The organism is Rhodovarius lipocyclicus, assembly GCF_009900765.1.
Classification (GTDB): Bacteria; Pseudomonadota; Alphaproteobacteria; order Acetobacterales; family Acetobacteraceae; genus Rhodovarius; species Rhodovarius lipocyclicus.
Genome location: NZ_JAAABL010000031.1, coordinates 16,846 through 38,838, shown reverse-complemented (window position 1 = coordinate 38,838; position 21,993 = coordinate 16,846). Strand labels below are relative to the sequence as shown.

Here is a 21,993-nt window from a genome sequence, read left to right as displayed (position 1 = left end):
TGAGCGAGGCTTCTACACCGTGGCGCCCCACCCCGAAAGCTGGCTTCGCGTGACGGAGGCCGGTCTGTTCTGCGAACCGGGCGGGTTCTTCATCGACCCGCACCGGGTGGTGCCGCGCGCCGTCATCACCCATGGCCATTCCGACCACGCCCGCCCGGGCCATCAGGCGGTGCTGGCCACGCCCGAGACCCTGGCCATCATGCGCCTGCGCATGGGCCCGGAGCGCGCGGGGCTGTCCCAGCAGCCGCTGCCCTATCATGAGGCGCTGGAGATCGGCGGCGTGCGCGTGACGCTGCTGCCGGCGGGCCATGTGCTGGGCAGCGCCCAGGTGATGATGGAATGGCAGGGCTGCCGCGCCATCGTCAGCGGCGACTACAAGCGCACCCCCGACCCCACCTGCGCGCCCTTCGAGCCCTGGCCCTGCGACCTGTTCGTGACGGAGGCCACCTTCGCCCTGCCTGTCTTCACCCACCCGAAGCCGGAGCATGAGATGGCGCGCCTGATGCGTTCCGTCGCGATGTTCCCGGAGCGCACGCATGTCATCGGCTGCTATTCGCTGGGCAAGGCGCAACGGCTGATCGCGCTGCTGCGCCGGGCGGGCTGGGACCGGCCCATCCATCTGCATGGCGCGCTGATGCCCATGTGCGCCTTGTATGAGGAGCTGGGCGTGCGCCTGGGCCCGCTGGAGCCCGCCACGGTCAAGGACCGCGCGGCGCTGGCGGCGGGGGCGATGGTGCTGGCGCCGCCCTCGGCCATCGCGGACCGCTGGGCCCGGCGCCTGCATGACCCCATCCCCTGCATGGCCTCGGGCTGGATGCGCATCCGCGCCCGGGCGCGGCAGGGCGGCGTGGAACTGCCGCTCATCATCTCCGACCACGCGGACTGGCCGGAACTGCTGCAGACGGCGCGGGATGTGCAGGCCCCCGAGATCTGGATCACCCATGGGCGGGAGGACGCGCTGGGCCACGCGCTGGGCGCCATGGGCATCCGCGCCCGCGCCCTGCATCTGGTGGGGCTGGAGGAGGAGGGAGATTAAAGGCGGGGCATATGCCGGTTTTTTCGGCGGTGAGGGGCGTTCGGCACCCCGTCAGGTACAACCTTCGATTACAATTTGTGCGACGGGGCGCTGTTCCGCTGGTCGTGGCCCTGCTGTAAGCCCCCGCCCATGGAATTCGTGTTGTGCAACGAACTGCTGCGGGACCTGCCCTTTACCCAACAGGCGGACCAGGCCGCGGCGCTCGGCTATGCCGGGCTGGAGGTGGCGCCCTTCACCCTGGACCCGGACGCGCCGCACCATATCCCCGCGCATGAACGCCGCGCGCTGCGCCGCGCCGCCGAGGACGCGGGCGCGCCCATCCTGGGCCTGCACTGGCTGCTGGCCGCCCCCGCGGGCCTGTCCATCACCAACAGCGACCCGGACCTGCGCGCCCGCACCCTGGGTGTGATGCAGGGGCTGATCTCGCTGGCCGCCGATCTGGGCGCCGAATATCTGGTGCATGGCAGCCCGGGCCAGCGCGTCGTCTCCGCCCCCGGCGATGCCGGGCGTGCGAATGAGGCGATGCACCTGGCCGGCGAATGGGCCCGCGCCGTCGGCGTGACCTATGTGATCGAGCCGCTGGACCCCGGCCAGACCAACTGGATGTCCTCGATCGCGGAGGCGGTGGCCTTCACCGCGCAGGACGGCAACCCGCATCTGGCCACCATGCTGGACGTCGCGGCCGCCGGAAACACCGAGAGCGAATCCGTGCCCGCCCTGCTGCGCCGCTATGTGCCCGGCGGGCAGATCGCGCATGTGCATCTGAACGACCGCAACCGCCGTGGCCCGGGCCAGGGGGAGGACAGTTTCATCCCCATCCTGCGGGCCCTGCGGGAGAGCGGCTATTCCGGCCGCTGCGGCGTGGAGTGCTTCGACTATCTGCCGGATGGCCCCGGGGCGGCCGCCCGGGCCATCGGATACCTTCATGGCTGCCTGGAAGCCATAGCCATGGCCGAGGCCGGAGGCTAAACAGGCGCCCATGCTTCGTCGCACCTCGCCCTCGCTGGTCCCCTCGCGGTTCGCCGCTGCCTTTTCCGCAGGGCTTCGCCCCATGATGCTGGCCGGGCTCTGCCTGGTGGCCGGCAGCCCGGATGCCCTGGCCCAGGGCCGCGCGCCACGGCCGCCCGCGGCCGCCGCCCAGCCTGAAGGCGCGCCCGCGCCCGGCGCCCAGGCGCCACGCGGGAATGTGAACCGCATCGTCGCCGTGGTGAACGGGGATGTCGTGACCCAGGCGGAGGTGACGAGCCGCACCCGCCTGTTCGCGCTGAATGCCGGTTTCGCCGCCTCCGGCGAGATGCTGCAGCGCATGGAGCCGCAGGTGCTGCGCCTGCTGGTGGATGAGAAGCTGCGCATGCAGGAAGTGCAGCGCCGCCAGATCCCGGTGGCGGACACCGATGTGGCCGGCGCCCTGGGCGATATCGAGCAGCGCAACGGCCTGCCGCGCGGCGCGCTGACGCAGCAGCTGCGCCAGGCCGGCGTGCAGCCGCGCAGCCTGTTCGACCAGATCCGCGTGCAGATCGGCTGGGGCCGGCTGATGCGCGTGCTGCTGGGCAGCCAGTTCGAGGTGGGCGAGGCCGAGGTGCAGGAGCTGATCGCGGCCAACCGTGCCCGGCAGAACCAGGCCGAATACCTGCTGGGCGAAATCTTCATCCCCGTGGACAACCCCGCCCAGGAGGGCGAGGTGACGACCTTCGTGAACGATGTGGTGACGCAGCTGCGCCGCGGCCTGCCCTTCCCGGTGGCCGCCACCCAGTTCAGCCAGGCCCAGACCGCCGTGCAGGGCGGCGACATGGGCTGGGTGGGGCTGAACCGGCTGGATCCGGAGGTGGCGGCCATCGTGCCCCGCATGCCCCCCGGCGCCATCACCAACCCCATCCGCGTGCCGGGTGGCTTCCAGATCATCGCCATGCGCCAGCGGCGTGAGGGCGGGCCGGCCGGTGCCTCCACCCAGCTGACCCTGCGGCAGGTGAATTTCGCCTTCCCCGGCCGGCTGGACCCGAACAACCCCACCGACGCCCAGCGCGCCGTGGTGGAACGCGCCATGCGCATCAGCCAGTCCGTCCGCAGCTGCGAGGCGTTCGAGCAGCAGGCGCGCGGCTCCGGCTCCGACCGGCCGGCGGACCCGGGGCCGGTGACGCTGGAGGCGGTGAACCCGCCCCAGCTGCGCAGCCTGCTGGCCAGCCTGCCGCTCGGCCGCACCTCCCAGCCGCTGATCTCGCCCGATGGCGTCACGCTGATCATGGTGTGCTCGCGTGAGCGCCGGGCGCCCGAGGGTATCAGCGCCGACGCGGCGCGTGAGCAGATCCGCCGCGAGCGGATCGAGACCCTGTCCCGCCAGTTGCAGCGGGAGCTGCGGCGCCGAGCCGTGATCGACAACCGCGCCTGACCGGGGCGCGCGGCATGGCGGACAGCCTGCGCGATGTGGTGGCCCGGCACGGGCTGGCGCCGCGCAAATCGCTCGGCCAGCATTTCCTGCTGGATGAAGGGGTGTGCGGGCGCATCGCCGCCCTGGCCGGGGATCTGACCGGCAAGCATGTGCTGGAGGTGGGCCCGGGCCCCGGTGGCCTGACCCGCGCCCTGCTGGCCCGCCCCCTGGCCAGCCTGCTGGCCTGCGAGCTGGACGACCGCGCCATCGCGGCGCTGGCCGAGATCGGCGACCCGCGCCTGACCGTGCTGCACCAGGATGCGCTGAAGCTGGATGCCGTGGCGGCCCTGCCGGCCCCGCGCCAGATCGTGGCGAACCTGCCCTATAATGTCGGCACGCCGCTGCTGATCGCTTGGCTGCGTCACGCCGCGGCCTTCGACCGCATGACGCTGATGTTCCAGCTGGAAGTGGCCGAGCGCATCTGCGCCGCCCCGGACACGGAACATTACGGCCGGCTGGCGGTGCTGAGCCAATGGACTTGCGAGTGCCGGGTGCTGATGCGCCTGCCGCCCGGGGCTTTCACGCCCCCGCCGCGCGTCTATTCCGCCGTGGTGGACCTGGTGCCGCGCGCGGCGCAGCCCGAGCCCGCCCTGCTGGCCGCCATGGAGCGGCTGACCGCCGCCGCCTTCGGCCAGCGGCGCAAGATGCTGCGCGGCAGCCTGAAGTCGCTGGGCGATGCGGAGGGGCTGCTGGGCGGCTGCGGCATCGCCAGCGACCGCCGCGCCGAGACGCTGAGCATCGCGGAATTCGACGCGCTGGCGCGCGCGCTTTTACGGAGAGACGCATGAGCCTGGTGGACAGCATCGCCCAGCATCTGCCGGAATACACCGCCTGGCGCCGCGACCTGCACGCCCACCCGGAGGTGGGTTTCGAGGAGCACCGCACCGCCGCCCTGGTGGCCGAGCGCCTGACCGCCATGGGCATCGAGGTGCACACCGGCATCGGCGGCACCGGCGTGGTGGGCGTGATCCGCGGCAAGGCCACCGGCAACACGCCCCGCACCGTGGGCCTGCGCGCCGACATGGACGCCCTGCCGCTGACCGAGGCCAACAGCTTCGCCCATGCCAGCCAGAACCCGGGCCGCATGCATGGCTGCGGCCATGACGGCCACACCACCATGCTGCTGGCCGCCGCCCGCCACATGGCGGAAAACCGGGATTTCGAGGGCACCGTCCACCTGTATTTCCAGCCCGCCGAGGAGCTGGGCGCCGGCGCCCCGGCGATGCAGAAGGATGGGCTGCTGCAGCGCTTTCCGGCCGATGCCGTCTATGCCCTGCACAACCGCCCCGGCATGCCGGTGGGCCATTACGGCATCCGCCCCGGCCCGATGCTGGCGGGCGTGACCTTCTGGGACATCCATGTGCAGGGCAAGGGCGGCCATGCCGCCCGCCCCGAAGTGACGCATGACCCTGTGGTGTGCGGCGCCGCCCTGATCTCCGCGTTGCAGAGCGTGGTGGCGCGCAATGTCTCCCCCCACGCGCAGGCGGTGCTGAGCGTGACGGGCATGGAAACCGGCCGGGCCTACAACGTGATCCCGGACGGGGTGCGGCTGTTCGGCACGGTGCGCACCTTCGCGCCCGAGGTGACGGAGCTGGTGCGGGAGCGGATGGAGCGCCTGGCCGAATCGGTGGCCAGCGGCTTCGGCTGCCGCGCCGCTCTGGATTTCCGGGTGCTGACGCCGCCGCTGATCAACAGCGCCGAACACGCCACGCGCTTCGCCGATGCCGTGGCCGGGCTGGTGGGCGAGGCCAAGGTGGAGCGGAACATGCCCGCCAGCATGGGCGGCGAGGATTTCGCGTATTTCCTGCAGGAAGTGCCCGGTGCCTTCATCAATGTGGGCAATGGCGAGCAGGGGGCGGACCTGCACCACCCGCGCTATGACTTCAATGACGAGGCCATCCCCTATGGGGCGGCGGCGCTGGTCGCGGTGGTGCGGCAGGAATTGGGGTGAAGGCGCGGGGCGGCGCCTTCCTCAGCCGGCCCGGAAAAATCCCGACTTCCCCGTTCAACAATTTCCCCGCATGCCCATACTAGGCGCATGACCACCATCCTCTGGTTCCGCCAGGACCTTCGCCTGGCGGACAATCCGGCTTTGCACGCGGCGCTTCAGGCCGGCCCGGTGCTGCCTGTCTATGTGCTGGACGACGCGGCGGCCGGCGCCTGGGCGCATGGCGGGGCGCAGCGCTGGTGGCTGCATTATTCGCTGGCCGCCCTGGGGGCCGACCTCGCCGCGCGGGGCGCGCCGCTGCTGCTGTTGCGAGGCAGCGCGCTGGAATTGCTGCCCCGCCTGGCCGAGGCCGTCCAGGCCGATGCCATCCATGCCGGGCGGCTGTACGAACCCTGGGCCCGCAAGCGGGATGAGGCCTTGCACCTCGCCCTGGCCGGGGCGGGGCGCCGGCTGGTGCCGCACACCTCCTCCCTGCTGCATGAACCGCACCGGCTGCGCACCGGGCAGGACAAGCCCTATTCGGTCTACACGCCTTTCTCGCGCGCCGTCTTCGCGCTGGGGGAGCCCGCGCCGCCGATCCCCGCGCCGGAGCGCATCCCCGCCGCCCCCGCCCAGCCCGGCCTGGCGCTGGAGGCGCTGGGCCTGCTGCCGCGCCTGGATTGGTGGAAGGAATTCCCCCGCCACTGGCAGCCCGGCGAGGCCGGCGCCGCCCGGCGCCTGGCCGATTTCGGCGCGGAGGCCCTGCGCGCCTATCCAGACCGTCGCAACATCCCCGGCGAGGCCAGCACCTCCGGCCTCTCGCCGCATCTGCGCTTCGGGGAGGTCTCGCCCCGGCAGGTGTGGCACGCGGCGCGCGCGATGGGCGCCACCGGTGAGCACACCTTCCTGAAGGAGGTGCTGTGGCGGGAGTTCTCCTATCACCTGCTGTGGCACCGGCCGGAGATGCCGGAAGCGCCCCTTCAGCCCCGATTCGCGGAATTCCCCTGGCAGCCGGAGCCCCGCCTGCTGGCGGCCTGGCAGCAGGGCCGCACCGGCTACCCGATCGTGGATGCGGGCATGCGGCAGCTGTGGCGCACGGGCTGGATGCACAACCGGGTGCGCATGGTGGTCGCCAGCTTCCTGGTGAAGCACCTGCTGCAACCCTGGCAGGCCGGCGAGGCCTGGTTCTGGGACACGCTGGTGGATGGGGATCTCGCGGCCAACGCGGCCTCCTGGCAATGGGTGGCGGGGTGCGGGGCGGATGCGGCCCCCTATTTCCGCGTGTTCAACCCGGTGCTGCAGGGCGAGAAGTTCGACCCCGCCGGCGCCTATGTGCGGCGCTGGGTGCCGGAGGTCTCGGCCCTGCCGGATGCGGTGATCCACAAGCCCTGGACGGCCCCGCGCCCCCCCGGCGGCTACCCCGCCCCCATCGTGGAACATGGCAGGGGGCGGGAGCGGGCGCTTGCCGCCTATGCCGCCCTGCGGGAAGAAGGGACCAGGGTGGTCTGAAAACGGGCTGAGTGGCGTGGACGACGGTGAGGCATGGCTGGATCCCTTGAAGCTGCGGCAGCGCGGCTTCAACGGCCTGCGCGTGGTGGGGGATGTGCACGGCGATGCCCGCGGCTTCGAAGCCGCGGCGGCGGGCGCCGAGGCGCAGGGCCTGTTCCTGCTGCAGCTGGGCGACCTGACCGATGGCGGGCATGACAGCCCGGCCGTGCTGCGCCGCATCTTCGGCCTGATGGATGCCGGGCGCGGCCTGTTCCTGCTGGGCAACCATGAGCACAAGCTGCGCCGCGCCCTGTTGGGCGCCCGGCTGCGCGGCATGAATGAGGGGCTGGAGCGGACACTCGCCGAACTGGCCGAGGCCCCGGATGGCGAGGCCCTGCGCACCCGCCTGATCACCGAGATCGCCCACGCGCCGGTCTGGCTGCGGCGGGGCAACGCCATTTTCGCCCATGCGGCCTTCCACCCCGCCATGCTGCACCACGCCCCCCCGCCCGAGGCCGGGGCACGCCGCGTGGAACCCCCCGTCACGCGCGCCATCTATGGCCAGGTGGTGGCCGGGCCCAAGCGCGATGGCTATCCGGAGCGGCTGCTGCATTGGGTGGAGACCATCCCGCCGGGCATCACTGTCTATGTCGGGCATGACACGCGCAGCACCGATGGCCGGCCCTGGCACATCCGCGCCCGCAGCGGCGGGGAGGCGATCTTCCTGGACACCGGGGCGGGGAAGGGGGGGCACCTGTCCTGGCTGGACCTGCCGCTGTGAGGACCCTTTGAGGGGGCGGCCATCGGGGCTATAGGGTGAGGCCTCGAAAGGATTTCCGCATGAGCCTGGTGAAGCCCGCTGCCCGCATCTTCAGCCCCTCGCGCAACGCGATGCAGTCCGGCCCCGGCAAGGCCGGCAGCTGGGTGCTGGAATTCGCCCCCGATGTACGCCCCACCGTGGACCGCCTGATGGGCTGGACCGGCGGGCTGTCGACCGAGCGCCAGGTGCGGTTGACCTTCCCCAGCCGTGAGGCGGCGGAGGCTTACGCCAAGTCCGAGGGGCTGCACTATGTGCTGGAAGTGCCGCCCGCGCCCAAGCCGATCAAGCCCAAGAGCTATTCGGACAATTTCCGCAACAACCGGCTGGAAAACTGGACGCACTGAGCGCGAATTTGCGCCCTTAGCTCAGTTGGATAGAGCAGGAGCCTTCTAAGCTTCAGGCCGCTGGTTCGAATCCAGCAGGGCGCGCCACTTCCTTCTTTCCTCGTGGGCCTTGCCTTTCTGTACCGATCGGTAAAAATAAACCGATTGGTACAAAAAGGCCGCCCCATGTCCCGCCCCCCATTCCCGCCCTTCACCGAAGCCACCGCGCGCCAGAAGATCCGCGCCGCGGAGGATGGCTGGAACAGCCGCGATCCCGCCCGGGTCTCCCTGGCCTATACCCCTGCCAGCCGCTGGCGGAACCGCGACACCTTCCTGCAAGGGCGGGAGGCGATCGTGGATTTCCTCACCCGGAAATGGGCGGCCGAGCAAGAATACCGCCTGATCAAGGAGCTGTGGGCCTTCACCGGGGACCGCATCGCGGTGCGCTTCGCCTATGAATGGCACGACGCCGCCGGGCAGTGGTTCCGCTCCTACGGCAACGAGAACTGGCGGTTCGACGCCGAGGGCCTGATGGAGGAACGCCATGCCTCCATCAACGACCTGCCCATCCGGGCCGACCAGCGGCTGTTCCACTGGGACCGCGCCGCCCCCCGCCCGGCCGGTCATCCCGGCCTGACGGAGCTGGGCCTGTAGGGCCTGTGGACAATGGGCTTGCGGGCGCGTCCGGCGGTGCTTTTCCGCGCCGGCGGCGTCAGAACCCTCGCCAATGCCCCGGCATTGGCTTCGGCCTCTTCCTGGCCAGCACGAAAAATCCCGCGCCAGCCCCATCCCGAAACCCATTGTCCAAAGGCCCCAGCCCATGGCCCGCGACCGCGCCGCCGCCATTCCCCTGATCGCCGAGGTGTTCCGCGAGCATGGCTATGAGGGGGCCTCCCTCAGCCTGATCGCGGCGGCCACGGGGCTGGGCAAGGGCAGCCTGTACAACTTCTTCCCCGGCGGGAAGGAGGAGATGGCGGCCGCCGTGCTGGCCGGGATCGAGGCCTGGTTCGAAACCCGCCTCTACCGGCCCTTGCGTGAGGCCCCGCCCGCCGAGGCCATCGCCACCATGCTGCGGGAGACGGATGCCTATTTCCGCTCCGGCGGGCGGGTGTGCCTGGTGGGAATGCTGGCGCTGGACGCCACGCGCGACCGGCTGGCCGCGCCGATCCGGCGCTATTTCCTGGACTGGGTGGAGGCCCTGGCCGGGGCGCTGCGCCGGCTTGGCCATGCCGATGCCGGGGCGCGCGCCGAACAGGCGGTGCTGGCCATCCAGGGGGCGCTCGTCCTCTCTCGCGCGCTGGGGGATGAGGCGGTGTTCCGCCGTGCCCTGGAACGGGTCGGGGCGGAGCTGGCGATGCCGGCTAACCCTGGCCCGGCCCGAACACCGGCAGCCTGACCTCCAGCCGCGCGCCCCCTTGCGGGCTGTCAGCGATGGCGATGCGGCCGCCATGCGCCTCCACCAGCCCGCGTGCGATCGCCAGCCCCAGCCCCGCGCCCCCGGTGCGCCGATTGCGGGAGGCATCGAGCCGGGTGAAGGGTTCCAGCATCGCCAGCCGCTGGGCGGGCGGGATGCCGGGCCCCTCGTCATCCACCCGCAGCACCGCCTCCCCGCCTTCCTCGGCCAGGCTCAGATGCGCGGCATGGCCATAGGCGATGGCATTGCCCGCCAGGTTGGTGATCACCCGCCGCAGCGCCAGCGGGTCCCCCAGCACGGTCAGCCATTCCGGCGTGTCCAGCCGCAGGCAGACGCGGGCGCCCTGGGCCCTGCGGTCATCGGCCTCGGCGCGCAGCAGGGCGGGCAGTTCCACCATCTCCTGCGCCAGTTCGCCCGCGCCCGCGCGGCTGGCCAGCAGCGCGTCGTCCAGCAGGCGGATCATGTCCTGGATATCGGCCTCGGCGCGCTGGCGCTCCGCGGCGTCGGGCAGGCTGTCGATGCGCAGCCGCAGGCGGGTGGCGAAGCTGCGCACGTCATGCGCGATGCCGCCCAACAGCGCCATGCGCGCCTGCAACAGCCCCGAGAGCCGTTCCTGCATGCGCCCGAAGGCACCGACCACGGCGCGGATCTCGGGCGCGTTGCGGCGGGTGTCGGGCAGGGGGATGGGCGGGCCGGACAGGTCCAGCCGGTCCACCGCGGCGGCCAGCCGGGCCAGGGGGCGGGTTTCGCGCTGCATCACCACCAGCGCCGCCAGCGCCACCACCGTACCGAACAGCCCCGCGCCGAACCCCACCGGCATGCCCAGCGCCGTGATCGGCACCCGGGTCCGCGCGTCCACCACCAGGGTTCCGCCCTGGCGCAACCCCACCCGCAATTGCAGGGCATTGCGCGGGTTGCTGGTCAGGCGCGGAAACCAGCGCCCCGGCGGCAGCGCCGGCCGTGCCAGCATGAAGGGCCGCCCGCCCAGCGCCGCCGCGTAGCCGTCGCGCAGCCTGGGGTCGTCCAGCGGCTCCGCCGCCTCGGCCGCCTCGGCGATGCGCGGGGCGAGGCTCTCCGTGGTCATGGCCATCAGCAGGGCCGGGCGCAGCCGCGGCGGCATCTCCTCCACCAGCTCGACCAGGGCGGCCAGGCGGTCGGGCGTGGGGCGCATGCCCTCGCGCTCCGCCAGGCTGGTGCGGAAATAGACGCCGATCAGCGTGATCCACACCACCGACAGCGCCATCGCCACGATCAGCCCGATGCGCATGGCCAGCGTCAGCCGGGTCATCCCGTCACCTGCCGCACATGGGCGGTGAGCAGATACCCGCCGTTCCGCACGGTGGAGATCAGCCCCGATCCCGGGCTCGCCCCTTCCAGCTTGCGCCGGAGGCGGGAGATCAGCATGTCCACCGTGCGGTCGAAGGGGCCGGCGGCACGGCCATGGGTCCAGTCCAGGATCTGGTCGCGCGTCAGCACCCGGCGCGGGTGGCGGGCGAAGCAGGCCAGCAGGTCGAACTCGGCGGTGGTCAGCGCCACGGCGTCTCCCCCCGTCACTTCCAGCGCGCGGGCGTCCAGGTCGATCACGAAGCGGTCGAAGGCGAAGCGGCGGCTGGGCTGCGCCACCCGTCCCGCCACCCGCCCTTGGGCGCGGCGCAGCAGGGCGCGGATGCGCGCCAGCAATTCCCGTGGGCCGAAGGGCTTGGTCAGGTAGTCGTCGGCCCCGATCTCGAGGCCCACCACGCGGTCGATCTCGTCGCTCTTGGCCGAGAGTATGAGGATGGGCACATCCTCGCTTTCCCGCAGGCGGCGGCAGATGGCCAGCCCGTCCTCGCCGGGCAGCATCAGGTCCAGGATGATCAGGTCCGGGCGAATGCGGGCCAGCAGCGCGTCCATCGCGGGGCCGCTCTCGGCCACCTCCGTCACGAAGCCCTCGCGGCGCAGGAAACCGGCGGCGAGGCGGCTGATCTCCGGGTCGTCCTCCACCATCAGCAGGGTGGGCGCGGGTGTGTCCATGGCCCGAGGTTCAGGGCAGCCCCCGGGCTTGGCAAGGCGGAAAACGGGTTTTTGACAAGCTGTTACGCGGCGTTGACGCATGGATGGAAAACGATGCGCGCCGTTGATACGCCCGCCATGGCGGCGATGCAGGATGCCCCCAGGCCGCGCCATTCCGGCGGCGGCACCATTGTCGGGATGCCCTGATGCGCAAGACGATCGCCCTTTCCGTGCTGGCCCTGGCCCTGAGCCTGGGTGCCGCCGCCGATGCCCAGGCCTGGAGCCGCCGTGCCTCCAGCACCGGGCCCGCCGGCACCTCCACCGTCGATGCCTCCGGCAGCTGCTCGGGCGGCAGCTGCAGCCGCGCCATCACCCGCACCGGCCCCGCCGGCAACAGCGTGAACCGCACGGGCAGCGCCAGCTGCGCCAATGGCAGCTGCACCGGCACCAGCACCACCACGGGCCCGGGCGGGCAGACGCGCACCCGCACCGGCAGCGTGACCCGCTGAGGCAGGCAGCCCATGGCCGACGCCGCGCAACTGCTCTCCCCCGCCATGCGGCTGGGCGTGCCCGCGGCGGCCCTGGGTTTCATGGCGCTGGAATACGCGGCCGCCCGCCTGCTGCGCCATGACAGCCACGACTGGCGGGAAAGCGCCGCCTCCCTGGGGGTGGCGGCGGGGCAGAACCTGCTGCGGGCCGCCCAGGCGGGGCTGCTGGCCCTGCCGCTGGAAATCGCCTGGCGGCACCGCCTGTTCGACATTCCGGGCGGCGGCTGGCTCAGCTGGCTCGGCGTGTTCCTGGGGGTGGAGCTGCTCTATTACTGGCAGCATCGGGCCTCTCACCGCATCCGCTGGTTCTGGGCCACGCATTCCGTGCACCATTCCAGCACGCGGATGAACCTGACCGCCGCCATCCGTCTGGGCTGGACCGGCGGCTTCTCGGGCCATGGGCTGTTCATGCTGCCCCTGGCCCTGCTGGGCTTCCATCCGCTGATGATCCTGGCCGCGCTGGGGCTGAACCTGCTCTATCAGTTCTTCATCCATACGGAGCTGGCGCCGCGCCTGGGCCCGCTGGAATGGGTGCTGAACACGCCCGCCCACCATCGCGTGCACCATGCCAGCAACCCGGCCTGCCTGGACCGCAATTTCGGCGGGGTGCTGATCGTCTTCGACCGGCTGTTCGGCACCTTCGCCGAGGCCCCGCGCGGCGAGGCGCTGCATTATGGCCTCGCCGGCCGGCCGGCCAGCCTGAACCCGCTGCGCATCGCGCTGGGGGAATGGCTGGCGATGGGGCGGGATGCCTGGCGCGCGCGGGGCTGGCGCGCCCGCTGGCGGGCCCTGTTCGGCACGCCCTGACGCGGTCATCGCTTCCGGTCCGGGCGATACGCCTTATGCTGGCGGCATATTCCCGCCAGGATGGAAAGCCGCCCATGGAGCGCCTCGACTGTGACCGCATGTTCGTCGCGGTGCTGGACCTCGGCAGTTTCGCCGCCGCGGCGGCCCGGCTGGGCACCAGCGGCGGCCAGGCCTCCAAGCTGGTCTCCAGGCTGGAGGCCGATCTGGGCGTGCAGCTCATCAAGCGCACCACCCGCGCCCTGTCCCCCACCGAACTGGGCCAGGCCTATTACGCCCGCATCAAGCCCCTGCTGGAGGAGTTCGACGCGCTGGAGGCCTCGGTGCGCCATGCCTCCGGCGCGCCGAGCGGGCGGCTGCGGCTGACCGCGCCGCTGTCCTTCGGCACCACCCAGCTGGCACCGGTGCTGCTGGATTTCGCCCGCGCCTTCCCGGGTATCCAGCTGGACGTGAATTTCTCCGACCGCGTGGTGAACCTGGTGGATGAGGGGTTCGACGCCGCCATCCGCATCGGCGCGCCCACCGACAGCAGCCTGATGGCGCGCCGGCTGTGCCCGGTGCGCATCGTGCTGGCCGCCGCCCCCGCCTATCTGGCGGCGCGCGGCGAGCCCGCCACCCCGGCCGATCTGGCGGGGCATGACTGCGTTATCGACACCAATTTCCACGACCCCGCCAACTGGCGCCTGCGGCAGGGCGGGCAGGCGGTGGTCATCCCCGTGCAGGGGCGGCTGCATTTCTCCAACGCCGAGGCCTGCATGGCCGCGGCGGTGGCGGGGTTCGGCATCACCCGGGTGCCCAGTTTCATCGCGGGCGAGGCCTTCCGCGCCGGCACGCTGCGCCCGGTGCTGCCGGGGGCGGAGGACACGCCGATCGCCCTGTATGCGCTGTATCCGCCCGGCCGGCACCTGGCGGGCAAGCTGCGGGCGTTGGTGGATTTCCTGGCCAGCTGCTTCCGGGGCGAGCCGGCATGGGACCGGGGCTGGTAGATTATTCCTTCCAATACGGAAGGGAATATCGCTGAAATTCATTGATAATAATCAAATCGGAACCGCGTATCTTCTCCCCAGGCACCACCACCTCCGCCGAAAGAGAGTTCCCATGATCGACACCCGCACCGCCCCCTATGCCGCCCTTCTGCTGCGCCTCAGCCTGGGCATCCTGTTCCTGGCCCATGCCGGGCTGAAGATCTTCGTCTTCACCCCCGCCGGCACCGCCGGCTTCTTCGGCAGCCTCGGCCTGCCGGGCTGGCTGGCCTATGTCACCATCGCCTGGGAAGTGCTGGGCGCCGTGGCGCTGATCCTGGGCATCTATGCCCGCGCCGTGGCCATCGCATTGATCCCCGTCCTGCTCGGCGCCATCTTCACTGTTCACGGCAAGGCCGGCTTCTTCTTCAGCAATGCCAATGGCGGCTGGGAATTCCCCGCCTTCTGGATCGTGGGCCTGATCGCCCTGGCCCTGGTCGGTGACGGCGCCCGCGCCCTGCGCCCCACCTTCGGCAAGTAACCGCGCCCACCACGCCTATCCGGTCGAGGAGACCCATCATGACCACGAAAACCCTCGCCATCAGCCAGGTCACGCTCACCGTGCATGACCTCGACCGGATGAGCGATTTCTACCAGCGCGTCATCGGCCTGCACCTGCTGCACGCCGATGCCGCCTCCGCCAACCTGGGTGTGGAAGGCCGCACCCTGCTGGAACTGCGCAAGGACACCGCCGCCCGCCGCCGCTCCAACCGCGAGGCGGGGCTGTTCCACACCGCCTTCCTGCTGCCCTCCCGCGCCGATCTCGGCCGCTGGCTGGGGCATGGGGCGCGGGTGCGCGCGCCGCTGGTCGGTGCCTCCGACCATCTGGTGAGCGAGGCGCTCTACCTCTCGGACCCCGAGGGCAACGGCATCGAGATCTATTCCGACCGCCCGGCCGAAAGCTGGACCTGGCATAACGGCCAGGTAACGATGAGCACCGAGGCGCTGGACCTGGAAAACCTGATGGCCGCGGGGCAAGGCGGGGAATGGAAGGGCTTCCCGGCCGGTTCCACCATCGGCCATGTGCACCTGCAGGTGGGCGCCATCGCCCCGGCCGAGGCCTTCTATGCCGGCACGCTGGGGCTCGGCATCACCTGCCGGTATCCGGGCGGCACCTTCTACGCGGTGGACGGCTATCACCACCACATCGCCACCAATATCTGGAACAGCCGCGGCGCCCCGGTGCGGGAGATGCCCTCGACCGGCCTCACGGAACTGCGCCTGGCGCTCTCGCCCGAGCGGCTGGCGGCCACCCTCGCCAAGCTGCCGCAAGCGCCGCTGACCGACCCCTGGGGCACGCCGATCGCCCTGGTGCCGGCCCTGGTGGCCGCGTAACCCATGCTGGTCGATGGCCGCTGGGCGGCCGACTGGCAGCCGGTGCAGGCGACCGATGCGCTGAGCGAGCGCATTTATCCCAGCCTGAACAACGGCGTGTACCGCGCGGGCTTCGCCACCACCCAGCCCGCCTATGAGGCCGCCTTCCGCGACGTCTTCGCCAACTGGCCGAACTGGAGGCGCGGCTGGCCCAAGGCGGCCCCTTCCTACTGGGCGAGACCCTGACCGAGAGCGACATCCGCCTGTTCGTCACGCTGGTGCGCTTCGACGCCGCCTATCACGGGCTGTCCAAATGCAATCTGCGCGGGGTGTCAGATCGCCGGAAGCATAGGGGCTGTCATCGGTTGCGAGAGGCTGCGCAGATGATGGAGCGCGTCCTGCAGGATGTGGCCTGCCAACCTCGCTTCCATTTCATTGGCCTTGTCCAAGATCGCGGCCACATATTCGACCATTCTGATGCAGCGCTGCATGCCTGAAAGGGCATCCTGCGGATTGTCAGCGGCCGGCGTCGTCTGCATGCATAAATGATCTAATTCTAAGCTGTTGAAATTGTACATTATTCACCCCTGAGCTTTGCAACCATAAGTAGAACTTCCCAAACGAATCACATCTCTGTGATGCGTAGAAGGGTATTCCGCGAAATTTCGCAAAAGGGGCGGTAATCATGCTTCTGCATGCATTCGGATGTTCAAAAAACTTGAGTTGTGTATCAAAAACCGTGCTGGGTGATTCCCGCCGACTCAAAACGGCGCCAAGTGAGAACGCGCCCATAGCGGAACGATAGGCGGATCATTTGTCGTTTTGATTTCGAAATTAATAACGCCCGGGGGCCGCGATGGCGCCGCCTGTTTCCGACGATGTCGTGGTGCTGCGCCACGGGCGGATCGCGCCCGGCCGCGCGGGCAGGCCCGTGCCCTGGTGGAGCCTGACCAAGACCGTCCTGACCGCCGCCGTGCTGGCGCTGGCGCGCGATGGGCTGGTCGATCTGGACGCCCCGCTGCCCGGGCCCGGCGCCACCCCGCGCGCGCTGCTGCTGCATCGCGCCGGCCTGCCGGATTACGGCTGGCTGGCGGAATACCATGCGGCGGTGGCGGCCGGCGGCCCCGCCTGGCCGCCCGAGGCCATGCTGGCCCGCGCCGCCCGCCTTTCCCCGCCCGCGCCCGGCTTTTCCTATTCCAACATCGGCTACCTGCATCTGCGCCGGCTGGTCGAGGCACGGACGGGCCTGCCGCTCGGCCCCGCGCTGTCCGCCCTGGTGCTGCGCCCGCTGGGGCTTTCGGCCACGGCGCTGGCGGCCGCCCCCGGCGTGCCGGGCCATCCCGCCTATGATCCCGGCTGGGTCTATCATGGGTTGCTGGTGGGGCCGGTCGAGGAGATGGCCCTGTTCCTGCACCGTCTGTTCACCGGCCCGCTGCTGCCGCCCGCCCTGCTGGCGGAGATGCGCGCGGCCCTGCCGGTGGGCAGGCCGCTGCCGGGCCGGCCCTGGCTGGCGCCGGCCTATGGGCTGGGGCTGATGGCGGGGGAGGTCGCGCCCGGCATCCGCATGGAAGGCCACACCGGCGGCGGGCCGGGCAGCGCCATCATCGCCTATCGCCGGCCCGATACCGGCGATTGCGTCGCGGGTTTCGCCGAGGGCGCGGAGGGCGACCGGCTGGAGCGGGAGGCGGCGCGCCTGCTGCTGGGCTGATTGTTGCGTGCGCCGCACAAATCTCTTGCGGCGCCCGGGCATACCCCCCGCGCCGCCCGCGCCCATCTCCCGGTCTTCCAGACCGGACACCCCGCATGCCCCATCTGCTCCGCATTGACGCCAGCGCCCGCCTTTCGGGCTCCGTCTCCCGCGATCTCGGCGATGTCTTCGCCGCCGCCTGGACCGCCCGGCCGGGCCATGCCCTCAGCCGGCGCGACCTGGCGCGGGCGCCGGTGCCCCATATCGATCAGCCCACCATCGCGGGCTTCTTCTCCCCCGCCGAGGCGCGGACCCCCGAACTGCGCGCCGCCACCGCGCTGTCGGATGCGCTGATCGCGGAGGTGCAGGCCGCCGACGCGCTGCTCATCACCACCGCCATGTACAATTTCGGGGTGCCCTCGGCGCTGAAGGCCTGGATCGACCATGTGGTGCGCATCCACCGCACCGTGGCCTTCGACGGGCGGGATTTCGCCGGCATCGCGCATCCGCGCCGCGCCATCGTCGTCGCGGCCTATGGCGCCGGCGGCTATGAGGCGGGCGCGCGCTTCGCGGCGGCGGATTTCGTCACCCCCTATTTGCGCCATGTGCTGGGTTTCATCGGCATCCCCTCGGTCGAGGCGGTGGTGATCCAGGCCACCAACGCGGACCCTGCGGGGCTGGACGGCGCGCTGGCGGCGGCGCGGGTGCGGTTGCGCGAATTGGCGATGGGCTGAATCCCCCGCCCCCGCCGATTGACGGAACGCCCCGCCGCTGCGAATCACAGCGGCGGAGACCAAGACATGACCCTGCAAGCCACCATCGAAGCCCTTTGGGAACGCCGCGACACCATCAATTCCGGCACGCAAGGCGAAGCGCGCGAGGCCGTCGAGGCCGCGCTGGAAATGCTTGACCGCGGCCAGGCCCGCGTGGCCGAGCCCACCGCGAGCGGCTGGGTGGTGAACCAGTGGCTGAAACAGGCCGTCCTGCTCAGCTTCCGCCTGACCGACAGCGCGCCGATGGACACGGGCGTGGGCGCCTATGACAAGGTGCCGCTGAAGTGGGAAGGCTGGGGCGAGAACCGGTGGAAGGAAGCGGGTTTCCGCGCCGTGCCGGGGGCCGTCGCCCGCCGCTCCGCCTTCATCGCGCCGAATGTGGTGCTGATGCCCTCCTTCGTGAACCTGGGCGCCTATGTCGGCGCCAACACCATGGTCGATACCTGGGCCACCGTCGGTTCCTGCGCGCAGATCGGCAAGAACGTGCACCTTTCGGGCGGCGTGGGCATCGGCGGCGTGCTGGAGCCGCTGCAGGCCAACCCGGTCGTCATCGAGGATGACTGCTTCATCGGCGCGCGCTCCGAGGTGGTGGAAGGCGTGATCGTCGAGAAGGGCTCCGTGCTGTCGATGGGCGTGTTCCTGTCGGCCACGACCAAGATCATCGACCGCAACACGGGCGAGATCTTCATTGGCCGCGTGCCGTCCTATTCCGTCGTGGTGCCGGGCAACATGCCGGGCAAGCCGCTGCCGGACGGCACGCCGGGCCCCAGCCTGTACTGCGCCGTGATCGTGAAGCGCGTGGACGCCCAGACCCGCAGCAAGACCAGCATCAACGACCTGCTGCGTGACTGACCCGGTGTCGGCGGCGAAATCAGAAGGGGCGGCGGCGGCGCGCGACGCGCTGGCCCTCGCCCAGGCGCTGATCCGCCGCCGCAGCGTCACCCCCGCCGATGACGGCGCGCTGGATGTGGTCCAGGGCGCCCTCGAATCGCTGGGCTTCACCTGCTGGCGCCTGCCCTTCGCCGAGGTGGACAATCTGTTCGCCCGGCGCGGCACCGCCAGCCCGCATTTCTGCTTCGCCGGCCACACCGACGTGGTGCCCCCGGGCGACGAGGCCCAATGGCGCTACCCGCCCTTCGCCGCCGAGGTGCATGACGGCATCCTCTATGGCCGCGGCGCGCAGGACATGAAGGGCGACATCGCCGCCTTCATCGCCGCCATCCCGGACGATGTGCCCGGCAGCCTCTCCCTGCTCATCACCGGCGACGAGGAAGGCCCCTCCGTCAACGGCACCGTCAAGGTGCTGGAGTGGATGGCCGCCAACGGCCAGATCCCCGACGCCTGCCTGGTGGGCGAGCCCACCAGCAAGGTCACGCTGGGCGACACGCTGAAGATCGGCCGGCGCGGCAGCATGAACGCCTATGTCACCGTGCACGGCACCCAGGGCCACAGCGCCTATCCGCAGAAAGCCGACAACCCCGTCCACCGGCTGGTCGCGGCGCTGGCCGAACTGACCTCCACGCCCATCGACACCGGCAGCGAGTGGTTCGAGGCGACGACCCTGCAGGTGACCGGCCTGCAGGTGGACAACACCGCCACCAACGTCATCCCCGCCGAGGCGCGCTGCTTTCTCAACATCCGCTTCAACGAGCGCCACACCAGCGCGAAGCTGACGGAATATCTGCGTGAGGTGCTGACCCGCCACGCGCCCCGCCACGACCTGCGCGTGGTGGTCAGCGGCGAGAGCTTCCTGACCCAGCCCGGCCCCTTCGTGGAGGCGCTGGCCCGCGCCACCACCCGCGCCACCAACGCCACGCCGAAGCTCGACACCGGGGGCGGCACCTCCGACGCGCGCTTCATCACGCGCTATTGCCCGGTGGCGGAACTCGGCCTGGTCGGCAGCACCATGCACCAGGTGGACGAACGCGTGCCGGTGGCCGAACTTCAGGCCCTCTCGCGCCTCTACGCGGCCGTCATCCAGGAGTTCTTCGCCTGACCCATCCCATCCCCGCCGCCCGCCACATCATCGCCGGCCTGCTCGGCGCCCAGATGCTGGCGCGCGGACGGGCCGAAGGCCTCTCGGTGTTCGAGGGCACCCCCCAGGAAACCCACCGCAGCTTCTGGGCCATGTTGCTCAGCTATCCGCTGTTCTTCGCCCTGGCGCGCCTCGCCGGCGGGGAGGATGGCATCACGCTGCCCTGGCTGCGCGAAGCCCTCAGCTTCACCACCACCTGGCTCGGCTTCGCCCTCGCCTCGGAGGCGATGGCCCGCGTCGCGGGATACGGCAAGGCCTGGCCACGCTTCATGGCCGCCTGGAACTGGACCAACCTGATCCAGTACGCGGCCCTGGTGGCCGCCACCGCCATCGGCCAACTGCTGCCCGGCGCGCCAGCCCAGATCCTGTCCCTGGTCGCGGTCGGCTACGCGCTGTGGCTGGAATGGTTCGTGACCCGCACCGCACTCGGCACACCCGGCGCCATGGCCGTGCTGTTCGTGCTGCTGGACCTGGCGCTGGGACTGTTCATCCATGGGTTGATCGGGGGGTAGGGCGGAGCGGGGAAGGGCTCTGCCCTCCCCCGCACCCCCACCCGCCAAAGGCCGGGAGGCCTTTGGAAACCGGGAGTTATTGAAAAAGCCGGGAGGGGACGATGTCCCCTCCCGGCTTTTTCAACTTCTGGGGTCCAGGGGCCTTTCGGCTCCTGGCGGGGGGAGCGCGAGGGGGGCAGAGCCCTCCTCGCATCGCCCTTGCCCCCCGAACCGCCCATCAATGCCAGTCCAGCGTCTCCGGGTACTCCACGCGCATGAAGCACAGCCCATCCGGCGGTGCGGTTTCGCCCGCGCGGCGGCGGTCCTGGCCGTCCAGTACCTCGCGTGGCCAGTGTTCCGGGCGGCGGCCGAGGCCGACGGGGGCCAATGTGCCGACCAGGTTGCGCACCTGGTGGTGCAGGAAGCTGCGGGCTTCGGCTTCGATGTGGATTTCCTCGCCGGAGCGGAACACGGCCAGCCGGTCCAGCGTGCGCAGTGCGGATTTGGCCTGGCAGGAGGCCGCGCGGAAGGCCGAGAAATCGTGCCGGCCCAGCAGGGTCTGTGCGGCGCGGTGCATGGCCTCGGCGTCCAGGGCGAAGGGCAGGTGCCAGACGCGCCCGGCATCCAGCGCCGGCCGGGCCGGGCGGTTGAGGATGCGGTAGCGGTAGGCGCGGTGGATGGCGGAGAAGCGGGGGGACCATTCCTCGGGCGCATAGGCCGCGGCGCGCACGACCACGGGCGCGGGCAGCAGGTGGAAGTTGAGGGCCAGGCGCAGCTTGTCCGGGCGCAGGTCGGTGCTGACGGTCACGTCGGCCACTTGGCCCACGGCGTGCACCCCGGCATCGGTGCGGCCGGCGGCGACGCAGACGGGCACGATGCCGCCGTTCAGTTTCGCGGCCGCTTCCTCCAGCGATTGCTGCACGGAGGCACCGTTGGGCTGGCGCTGCCAGCCATGGAAGGCCGAGCCGTCATATTCCAGCAGCAGCGCGTAGCGCGGCATTACAGGCGGTCCGGCAGGGAGAAGCCGCGCAGCAGGGCGCTGGCCTCCATGGCGGCGCGGCCGGGGCGTTGCAGGCGCAGCAGGCGCAGCGCCCCCTGGCCGCAGGCCACGAGGTCCGGCGCCAGTAGGGTGCCGGGGGCGCCGGTGCCGGGCTCCGCGATCGCGTCATGCACACGGATCTGTTCGTCGCCGGCCTGAAAATAGGCGCCCGGCCAGGGTGTCATGGCGCGCACGCGGCGTTCCAGCGCCAGGGCGGGTTCGGACCAGTGCAGCGCGCCATCGGCCTTGGTCAGCTTGGCGGCGTAGGTGACGCCTTCCTCGGGCTGGGGGATTTCCGGCGGGTTCTCGGCCAGCGCGCGCAGGATCAGCCGAGCGCCCATGGCCGCCAGCGCGTCGTGCAGCTCGGGCGTGGTGATGCGCGGGTGCAGGGGGATGGCTTCCTTCAGCAGCATGGGGCCGGTGTCGAGCCCTTCCTCCATGCGCATGATGGTGATGCCGGCCTCGGCGTCGCCCGCCAGCACGGCGGCGTGGATGGGTGCCGCCCCGCGCCAGCGCGGCAGCAGCGAGGCATGGATGTTCAGGCAGCCGCGTTTCGGTGCGTCCAGCATCGCGCGCGGCAGAATGAGGCCATAGGCCGCGACCACCGCCACATCGGCATCCAGCGCGGCGAAGGCCTCGTGCTCCGCGACATCCTTGCGGACGCGCGCGGGGGTGCGGACGGGGATGCCGAGCTCCAGCGCCGCGCGGTGCACGGGGCAGGGGGTTTCCTTCTGGCCGCGATGGGCCGGGCGGGGCGGCTGGCAATAGACCGCCACCACCTGGTGCGCGGCCGCGAGGGCGCGCAGCGCGGGGACGGAGAAATCGGGGCTGCCCATGAAGACGATACGCATGGGC

Annotated in this window: 25 protein-coding genes, 1 tRNA gene and 2 pseudogenes; 23 read left to right on the top strand and 5 right to left on the bottom strand. The window is 71.1% G+C overall.

Annotation, left to right across the window (positions count from 1 at the left end; all coding sequences use genetic code 11):
- The first annotated feature begins 19 nt into the window (after positions 1-19).
- The 11 genes from GT007_RS16805 (at position 20) to GT007_RS16755 (ending at position 9,415) form a co-directional block, all read left to right on the top strand.
- Positions 20-1,036 carry a ligase-associated DNA damage response exonuclease gene (locus GT007_RS16805; protein ID WP_236571715.1) on the top strand — a complete coding sequence of 339 codons (1,017 nt, stop codon included), beginning with the start codon at positions 20-22 and terminating at the stop codon, positions 1,034-1,036.
- Between the two features lie 129 nt (positions 1,037-1,165).
- Positions 1,166-2,005, top strand: coding sequence for a sugar phosphate isomerase/epimerase family protein (locus GT007_RS16800; RefSeq protein ID WP_160122808.1), 840 nt, complete (start codon positions 1,166-1,168; stop codon positions 2,003-2,005).
- A gap of 10 nt (positions 2,006-2,015) precedes the next feature.
- Entirely contained in the window at positions 2,016-3,422 is a 1,407-nt protein-coding gene (locus tag GT007_RS16795; RefSeq protein WP_160122807.1) for a peptidylprolyl isomerase, read from the top strand.
- Positions 3,423-3,436: 14 nt separating this feature from the next.
- Positions 3,437-4,249 carry a 16S rRNA (adenine(1518)-N(6)/adenine(1519)-N(6))-dimethyltransferase RsmA gene (gene rsmA / locus GT007_RS16790; protein ID WP_160122806.1) on the top strand — a complete coding sequence of 271 codons (813 nt, stop codon included), beginning with the start codon at positions 3,437-3,439 and terminating at the stop codon, positions 4,247-4,249.
- Positions 4,246-5,412, top strand: a complete 1,167-nt coding sequence (locus GT007_RS16785) for a M20 aminoacylase family protein (RefSeq protein ID WP_160122805.1) — start codon at positions 4,246-4,248, stop codon at positions 5,410-5,412. The genes rsmA and GT007_RS16785 overlap by 4 nt, the downstream gene beginning before the upstream one ends.
- An 87-nt stretch (positions 5,413-5,499) precedes the next feature.
- Positions 5,500-6,897: a cryptochrome/photolyase family protein gene (locus tag GT007_RS16780; protein ID WP_160122804.1), complete on the top strand. Its 1,398-nt coding sequence runs from the start codon at positions 5,500-5,502 to the stop codon at positions 6,895-6,897.
- A 16-nt stretch (positions 6,898-6,913) separates the two neighbouring features.
- Complete coding sequence (locus GT007_RS16775) at positions 6,914-7,657, top strand: metallophosphoesterase (protein ID WP_236571714.1); 744 nt, start codon at positions 6,914-6,916, stop codon at positions 7,655-7,657.
- A gap of 59 nt (positions 7,658-7,716) precedes the next feature.
- Positions 7,717-8,040 carry an NADH dehydrogenase ubiquinone Fe-S protein 4 gene (locus GT007_RS16770; protein WP_160122803.1) on the top strand — a complete coding sequence of 108 codons (324 nt, stop codon included), beginning with the start codon at positions 7,717-7,719 and terminating at the stop codon, positions 8,038-8,040.
- A 10-nt stretch (positions 8,041-8,050) separates the two neighbouring features.
- Positions 8,051-8,127: transfer RNA gene (locus GT007_RS16765), tRNA-Arg, on the top strand.
- Between the two features lie 78 nt (positions 8,128-8,205).
- Positions 8,206-8,673 carry a nuclear transport factor 2 family protein gene (locus GT007_RS16760; RefSeq protein WP_160122802.1) on the top strand — a complete coding sequence of 156 codons (468 nt, stop codon included), beginning with the start codon at positions 8,206-8,208 and terminating at the stop codon, positions 8,671-8,673.
- Positions 8,674-8,839: 166 nt separating this feature from the next.
- Complete coding sequence (locus GT007_RS16755) at positions 8,840-9,415, top strand: TetR/AcrR family transcriptional regulator (protein ID WP_160122801.1); 576 nt, start codon at positions 8,840-8,842, stop codon at positions 9,413-9,415.
- Here GT007_RS16755 and GT007_RS16750 read toward each other — a convergent pair.
- Positions 9,381-10,721: a sensor histidine kinase gene (locus tag GT007_RS16750; RefSeq protein WP_160122800.1), complete on the bottom strand. Its 1,341-nt coding sequence runs from the start codon at positions 10,719-10,721 to the stop codon at positions 9,381-9,383. The two genes, GT007_RS16755 and GT007_RS16750, sit on opposite strands and share 35 nt — an antisense overlap.
- Complete coding sequence (locus tag GT007_RS16745) at positions 10,718-11,446, bottom strand: response regulator (RefSeq protein ID WP_160122799.1); 729 nt, start codon at positions 11,444-11,446, stop codon at positions 10,718-10,720. The genes GT007_RS16750 and GT007_RS16745 overlap by 4 nt, the downstream gene beginning before the upstream one ends.
- A gap of 185 nt (positions 11,447-11,631) precedes the next feature.
- Here GT007_RS16745 and GT007_RS16740 point away from each other — a divergent pair, with 185 nt between their 5' ends.
- The 7 genes and pseudogenes from GT007_RS16740 to GT007_RS23045 form a co-directional block, all read left to right on the top strand.
- Complete coding sequence (locus GT007_RS16740; RefSeq protein WP_201451958.1) at positions 11,632-11,934, top strand: hypothetical protein; 303 nt, start codon at positions 11,632-11,634, stop codon at positions 11,932-11,934.
- A 12-nt stretch (positions 11,935-11,946) separates the two neighbouring features.
- The gene (locus GT007_RS16735) at positions 11,947-12,780 is read left to right on the top strand and encodes a sterol desaturase family protein (protein WP_160122798.1); all 834 of its coding nucleotides are present in this window, start codon (positions 11,947-11,949) and stop codon (positions 12,778-12,780) included.
- A gap of 74 nt (positions 12,781-12,854) precedes the next feature.
- Positions 12,855-13,763 carry a LysR family transcriptional regulator gene (locus GT007_RS16730; protein ID WP_160122797.1) on the top strand — a complete coding sequence of 303 codons (909 nt, stop codon included), beginning with the start codon at positions 12,855-12,857 and terminating at the stop codon, positions 13,761-13,763.
- A 112-nt stretch (positions 13,764-13,875) separates the two neighbouring features.
- On the top strand, positions 13,876-14,280 hold the full coding sequence (locus GT007_RS16725; RefSeq protein ID WP_160122796.1) for a DoxX family protein: 405 nt from the start codon (positions 13,876-13,878) through the stop codon (positions 14,278-14,280).
- 38 nt (positions 14,281-14,318) lie between these two features.
- Positions 14,319-15,134: a VOC family protein gene (locus GT007_RS16720; RefSeq protein WP_160122795.1), complete on the top strand. Its 816-nt coding sequence runs from the start codon at positions 14,319-14,321 to the stop codon at positions 15,132-15,134.
- Between the two features lie 3 nt (positions 15,135-15,137).
- The gene (locus GT007_RS22225) at positions 15,138-15,359 is read left to right on the top strand and encodes a hypothetical protein (RefSeq protein WP_201451957.1); all 222 of its coding nucleotides are present in this window, start codon (positions 15,138-15,140) and stop codon (positions 15,357-15,359) included.
- Positions 15,308-15,415, top strand: a pseudogene (locus GT007_RS23045) (glutathione S-transferase C-terminal domain-containing protein); the annotation flags it as partial. The gene GT007_RS22225 and the pseudogene GT007_RS23045, both read left to right, overlap by 52 nt.
- Before the next feature lie 30 nt (positions 15,416-15,445).
- Here GT007_RS23045 and GT007_RS22540 read toward each other — a convergent pair.
- A complete protein-coding gene (locus GT007_RS22540; RefSeq protein WP_236571713.1) occupies positions 15,446-15,652 on the bottom strand; it encodes a hypothetical protein in 207 nt (68 codons plus the stop codon).
- 314 nt (positions 15,653-15,966) lie between these two features.
- On the opposite strand from GT007_RS22540, the pseudogene GT007_RS16710 reads away from it, so the two are divergent.
- From GT007_RS16710 to GT007_RS16690, 5 genes and pseudogenes are all read left to right on the top strand, one after another.
- Positions 15,967-16,821 (top strand): annotated as a pseudogene (locus GT007_RS16710) (serine hydrolase domain-containing protein); the annotation flags it as partial.
- Positions 16,822-16,916: 95 nt separating this feature from the next.
- On the top strand, positions 16,917-17,534 hold the full coding sequence (locus GT007_RS16705; RefSeq protein WP_160122793.1) for an FMN-dependent NADH-azoreductase: 618 nt from the start codon (positions 16,917-16,919) through the stop codon (positions 17,532-17,534).
- Positions 17,535-17,600: 66 nt separating this feature from the next.
- A complete protein-coding gene (gene dapD / locus GT007_RS16700; RefSeq protein WP_160122792.1) occupies positions 17,601-18,425 on the top strand; it encodes a 2,3,4,5-tetrahydropyridine-2,6-dicarboxylate N-succinyltransferase in 825 nt (274 codons plus the stop codon).
- Positions 18,418-19,569: a succinyl-diaminopimelate desuccinylase gene (gene dapE / locus GT007_RS16695; protein ID WP_236571712.1), complete on the top strand. Its 1,152-nt coding sequence runs from the start codon at positions 18,418-18,420 to the stop codon at positions 19,567-19,569. The genes dapD and dapE overlap by 8 nt, the downstream gene beginning before the upstream one ends.
- Before the next feature lie 53 nt (positions 19,570-19,622).
- Positions 19,623-20,120, top strand: a complete 498-nt coding sequence (locus tag GT007_RS16690; RefSeq protein ID WP_160122791.1) for a hypothetical protein — start codon at positions 19,623-19,625, stop codon at positions 20,118-20,120.
- A 217-nt stretch (positions 20,121-20,337) separates the two neighbouring features.
- Here GT007_RS16690 and truA read toward each other — a convergent pair whose 3' ends face one another.
- A complete protein-coding gene (gene truA / locus GT007_RS16685) occupies positions 20,338-21,099 on the bottom strand; it encodes a tRNA pseudouridine(38-40) synthase TruA (protein WP_160122790.1) in 762 nt (253 codons plus the stop codon).
- Positions 21,099-21,989, bottom strand: a complete 891-nt coding sequence (gene fmt, locus GT007_RS16680; protein WP_160122789.1) for a methionyl-tRNA formyltransferase — start codon at positions 21,987-21,989, stop codon at positions 21,099-21,101. The genes truA and fmt overlap by 1 nt, the downstream gene beginning before the upstream one ends.
- Positions 21,990-21,993 lie beyond the last annotated feature (4 nt).

Excerpts from the sequence above, each read along its gene's own strand:
- GT007_RS16800 (WP_160122808.1), top strand. The coding sequence starts at position 1,166 with ATGGAATTCGTGTTGTGCAACGAACTGCTGCGGGACCTGCCCTTTACC.
- GT007_RS16795 (WP_160122807.1), top strand. The coding sequence starts at position 2,016 with ATGCTTCGTCGCACCTCGCCCTCGCTGGTCCCCTCGCGGTTCGCCGCT.
- rsmA (WP_160122806.1), top strand. The coding sequence starts at position 3,437 with ATGGCGGACAGCCTGCGCGATGTGGTGGCCCGGCACGGGCTGGCGCCG.
- GT007_RS16785 (WP_160122805.1), top strand. The coding sequence starts at position 4,246 with ATGAGCCTGGTGGACAGCATCGCCCAGCATCTGCCGGAATACACCGCC.
- GT007_RS16780 (WP_160122804.1), top strand. The coding sequence starts at position 5,500 with ATGACCACCATCCTCTGGTTCCGCCAGGACCTTCGCCTGGCGGACAAT.
- GT007_RS16770 (WP_160122803.1), top strand. The coding sequence starts at position 7,717 with ATGAGCCTGGTGAAGCCCGCTGCCCGCATCTTCAGCCCCTCGCGCAAC.
- GT007_RS16760 (WP_160122802.1), top strand. The coding sequence starts at position 8,206 with ATGTCCCGCCCCCCATTCCCGCCCTTCACCGAAGCCACCGCGCGCCAG.
- GT007_RS16755 (WP_160122801.1), top strand. The coding sequence starts at position 8,840 with ATGGCCCGCGACCGCGCCGCCGCCATTCCCCTGATCGCCGAGGTGTTC.
- GT007_RS16750 (WP_160122800.1), bottom strand. The coding sequence starts at position 10,721 with ATGACCCGGCTGACGCTGGCCATGCGCATCGGGCTGATCGTGGCGATG.
- GT007_RS16745 (WP_160122799.1), bottom strand. The coding sequence starts at position 11,446 with ATGGACACACCCGCGCCCACCCTGCTGATGGTGGAGGACGACCCGGAG.
- GT007_RS16740 (WP_201451958.1), top strand. The coding sequence starts at position 11,632 with ATGCGCAAGACGATCGCCCTTTCCGTGCTGGCCCTGGCCCTGAGCCTG.
- GT007_RS16735 (WP_160122798.1), top strand. The coding sequence starts at position 11,947 with ATGGCCGACGCCGCGCAACTGCTCTCCCCCGCCATGCGGCTGGGCGTG.
- GT007_RS16730 (WP_160122797.1), top strand. The coding sequence starts at position 12,855 with ATGGAGCGCCTCGACTGTGACCGCATGTTCGTCGCGGTGCTGGACCTC.
- GT007_RS16725 (WP_160122796.1), top strand. The coding sequence starts at position 13,876 with ATGATCGACACCCGCACCGCCCCCTATGCCGCCCTTCTGCTGCGCCTC.
- GT007_RS16720 (WP_160122795.1), top strand. The coding sequence starts at position 14,319 with ATGACCACGAAAACCCTCGCCATCAGCCAGGTCACGCTCACCGTGCAT.
- GT007_RS22225 (WP_201451957.1), top strand. The coding sequence starts at position 15,138 with ATGCTGGTCGATGGCCGCTGGGCGGCCGACTGGCAGCCGGTGCAGGCG.
- GT007_RS22540 (WP_236571713.1), bottom strand. The coding sequence starts at position 15,652 with ATGCAGACGACGCCGGCCGCTGACAATCCGCAGGATGCCCTTTCAGGC.
- GT007_RS16705 (WP_160122793.1), top strand. The coding sequence starts at position 16,917 with ATGCCCCATCTGCTCCGCATTGACGCCAGCGCCCGCCTTTCGGGCTCC.
- dapD (WP_160122792.1), top strand. The coding sequence starts at position 17,601 with ATGACCCTGCAAGCCACCATCGAAGCCCTTTGGGAACGCCGCGACACC.
- GT007_RS16690 (WP_160122791.1), top strand. The coding sequence starts at position 19,623 with ATGCTGGCGCGCGGACGGGCCGAAGGCCTCTCGGTGTTCGAGGGCACC.
- truA (WP_160122790.1), bottom strand. The coding sequence starts at position 21,099 with ATGCCGCGCTACGCGCTGCTGCTGGAATATGACGGCTCGGCCTTCCAT.
- fmt (WP_160122789.1), bottom strand. The coding sequence starts at position 21,989 with ATGCGTATCGTCTTCATGGGCAGCCCCGATTTCTCCGTCCCCGCGCTG.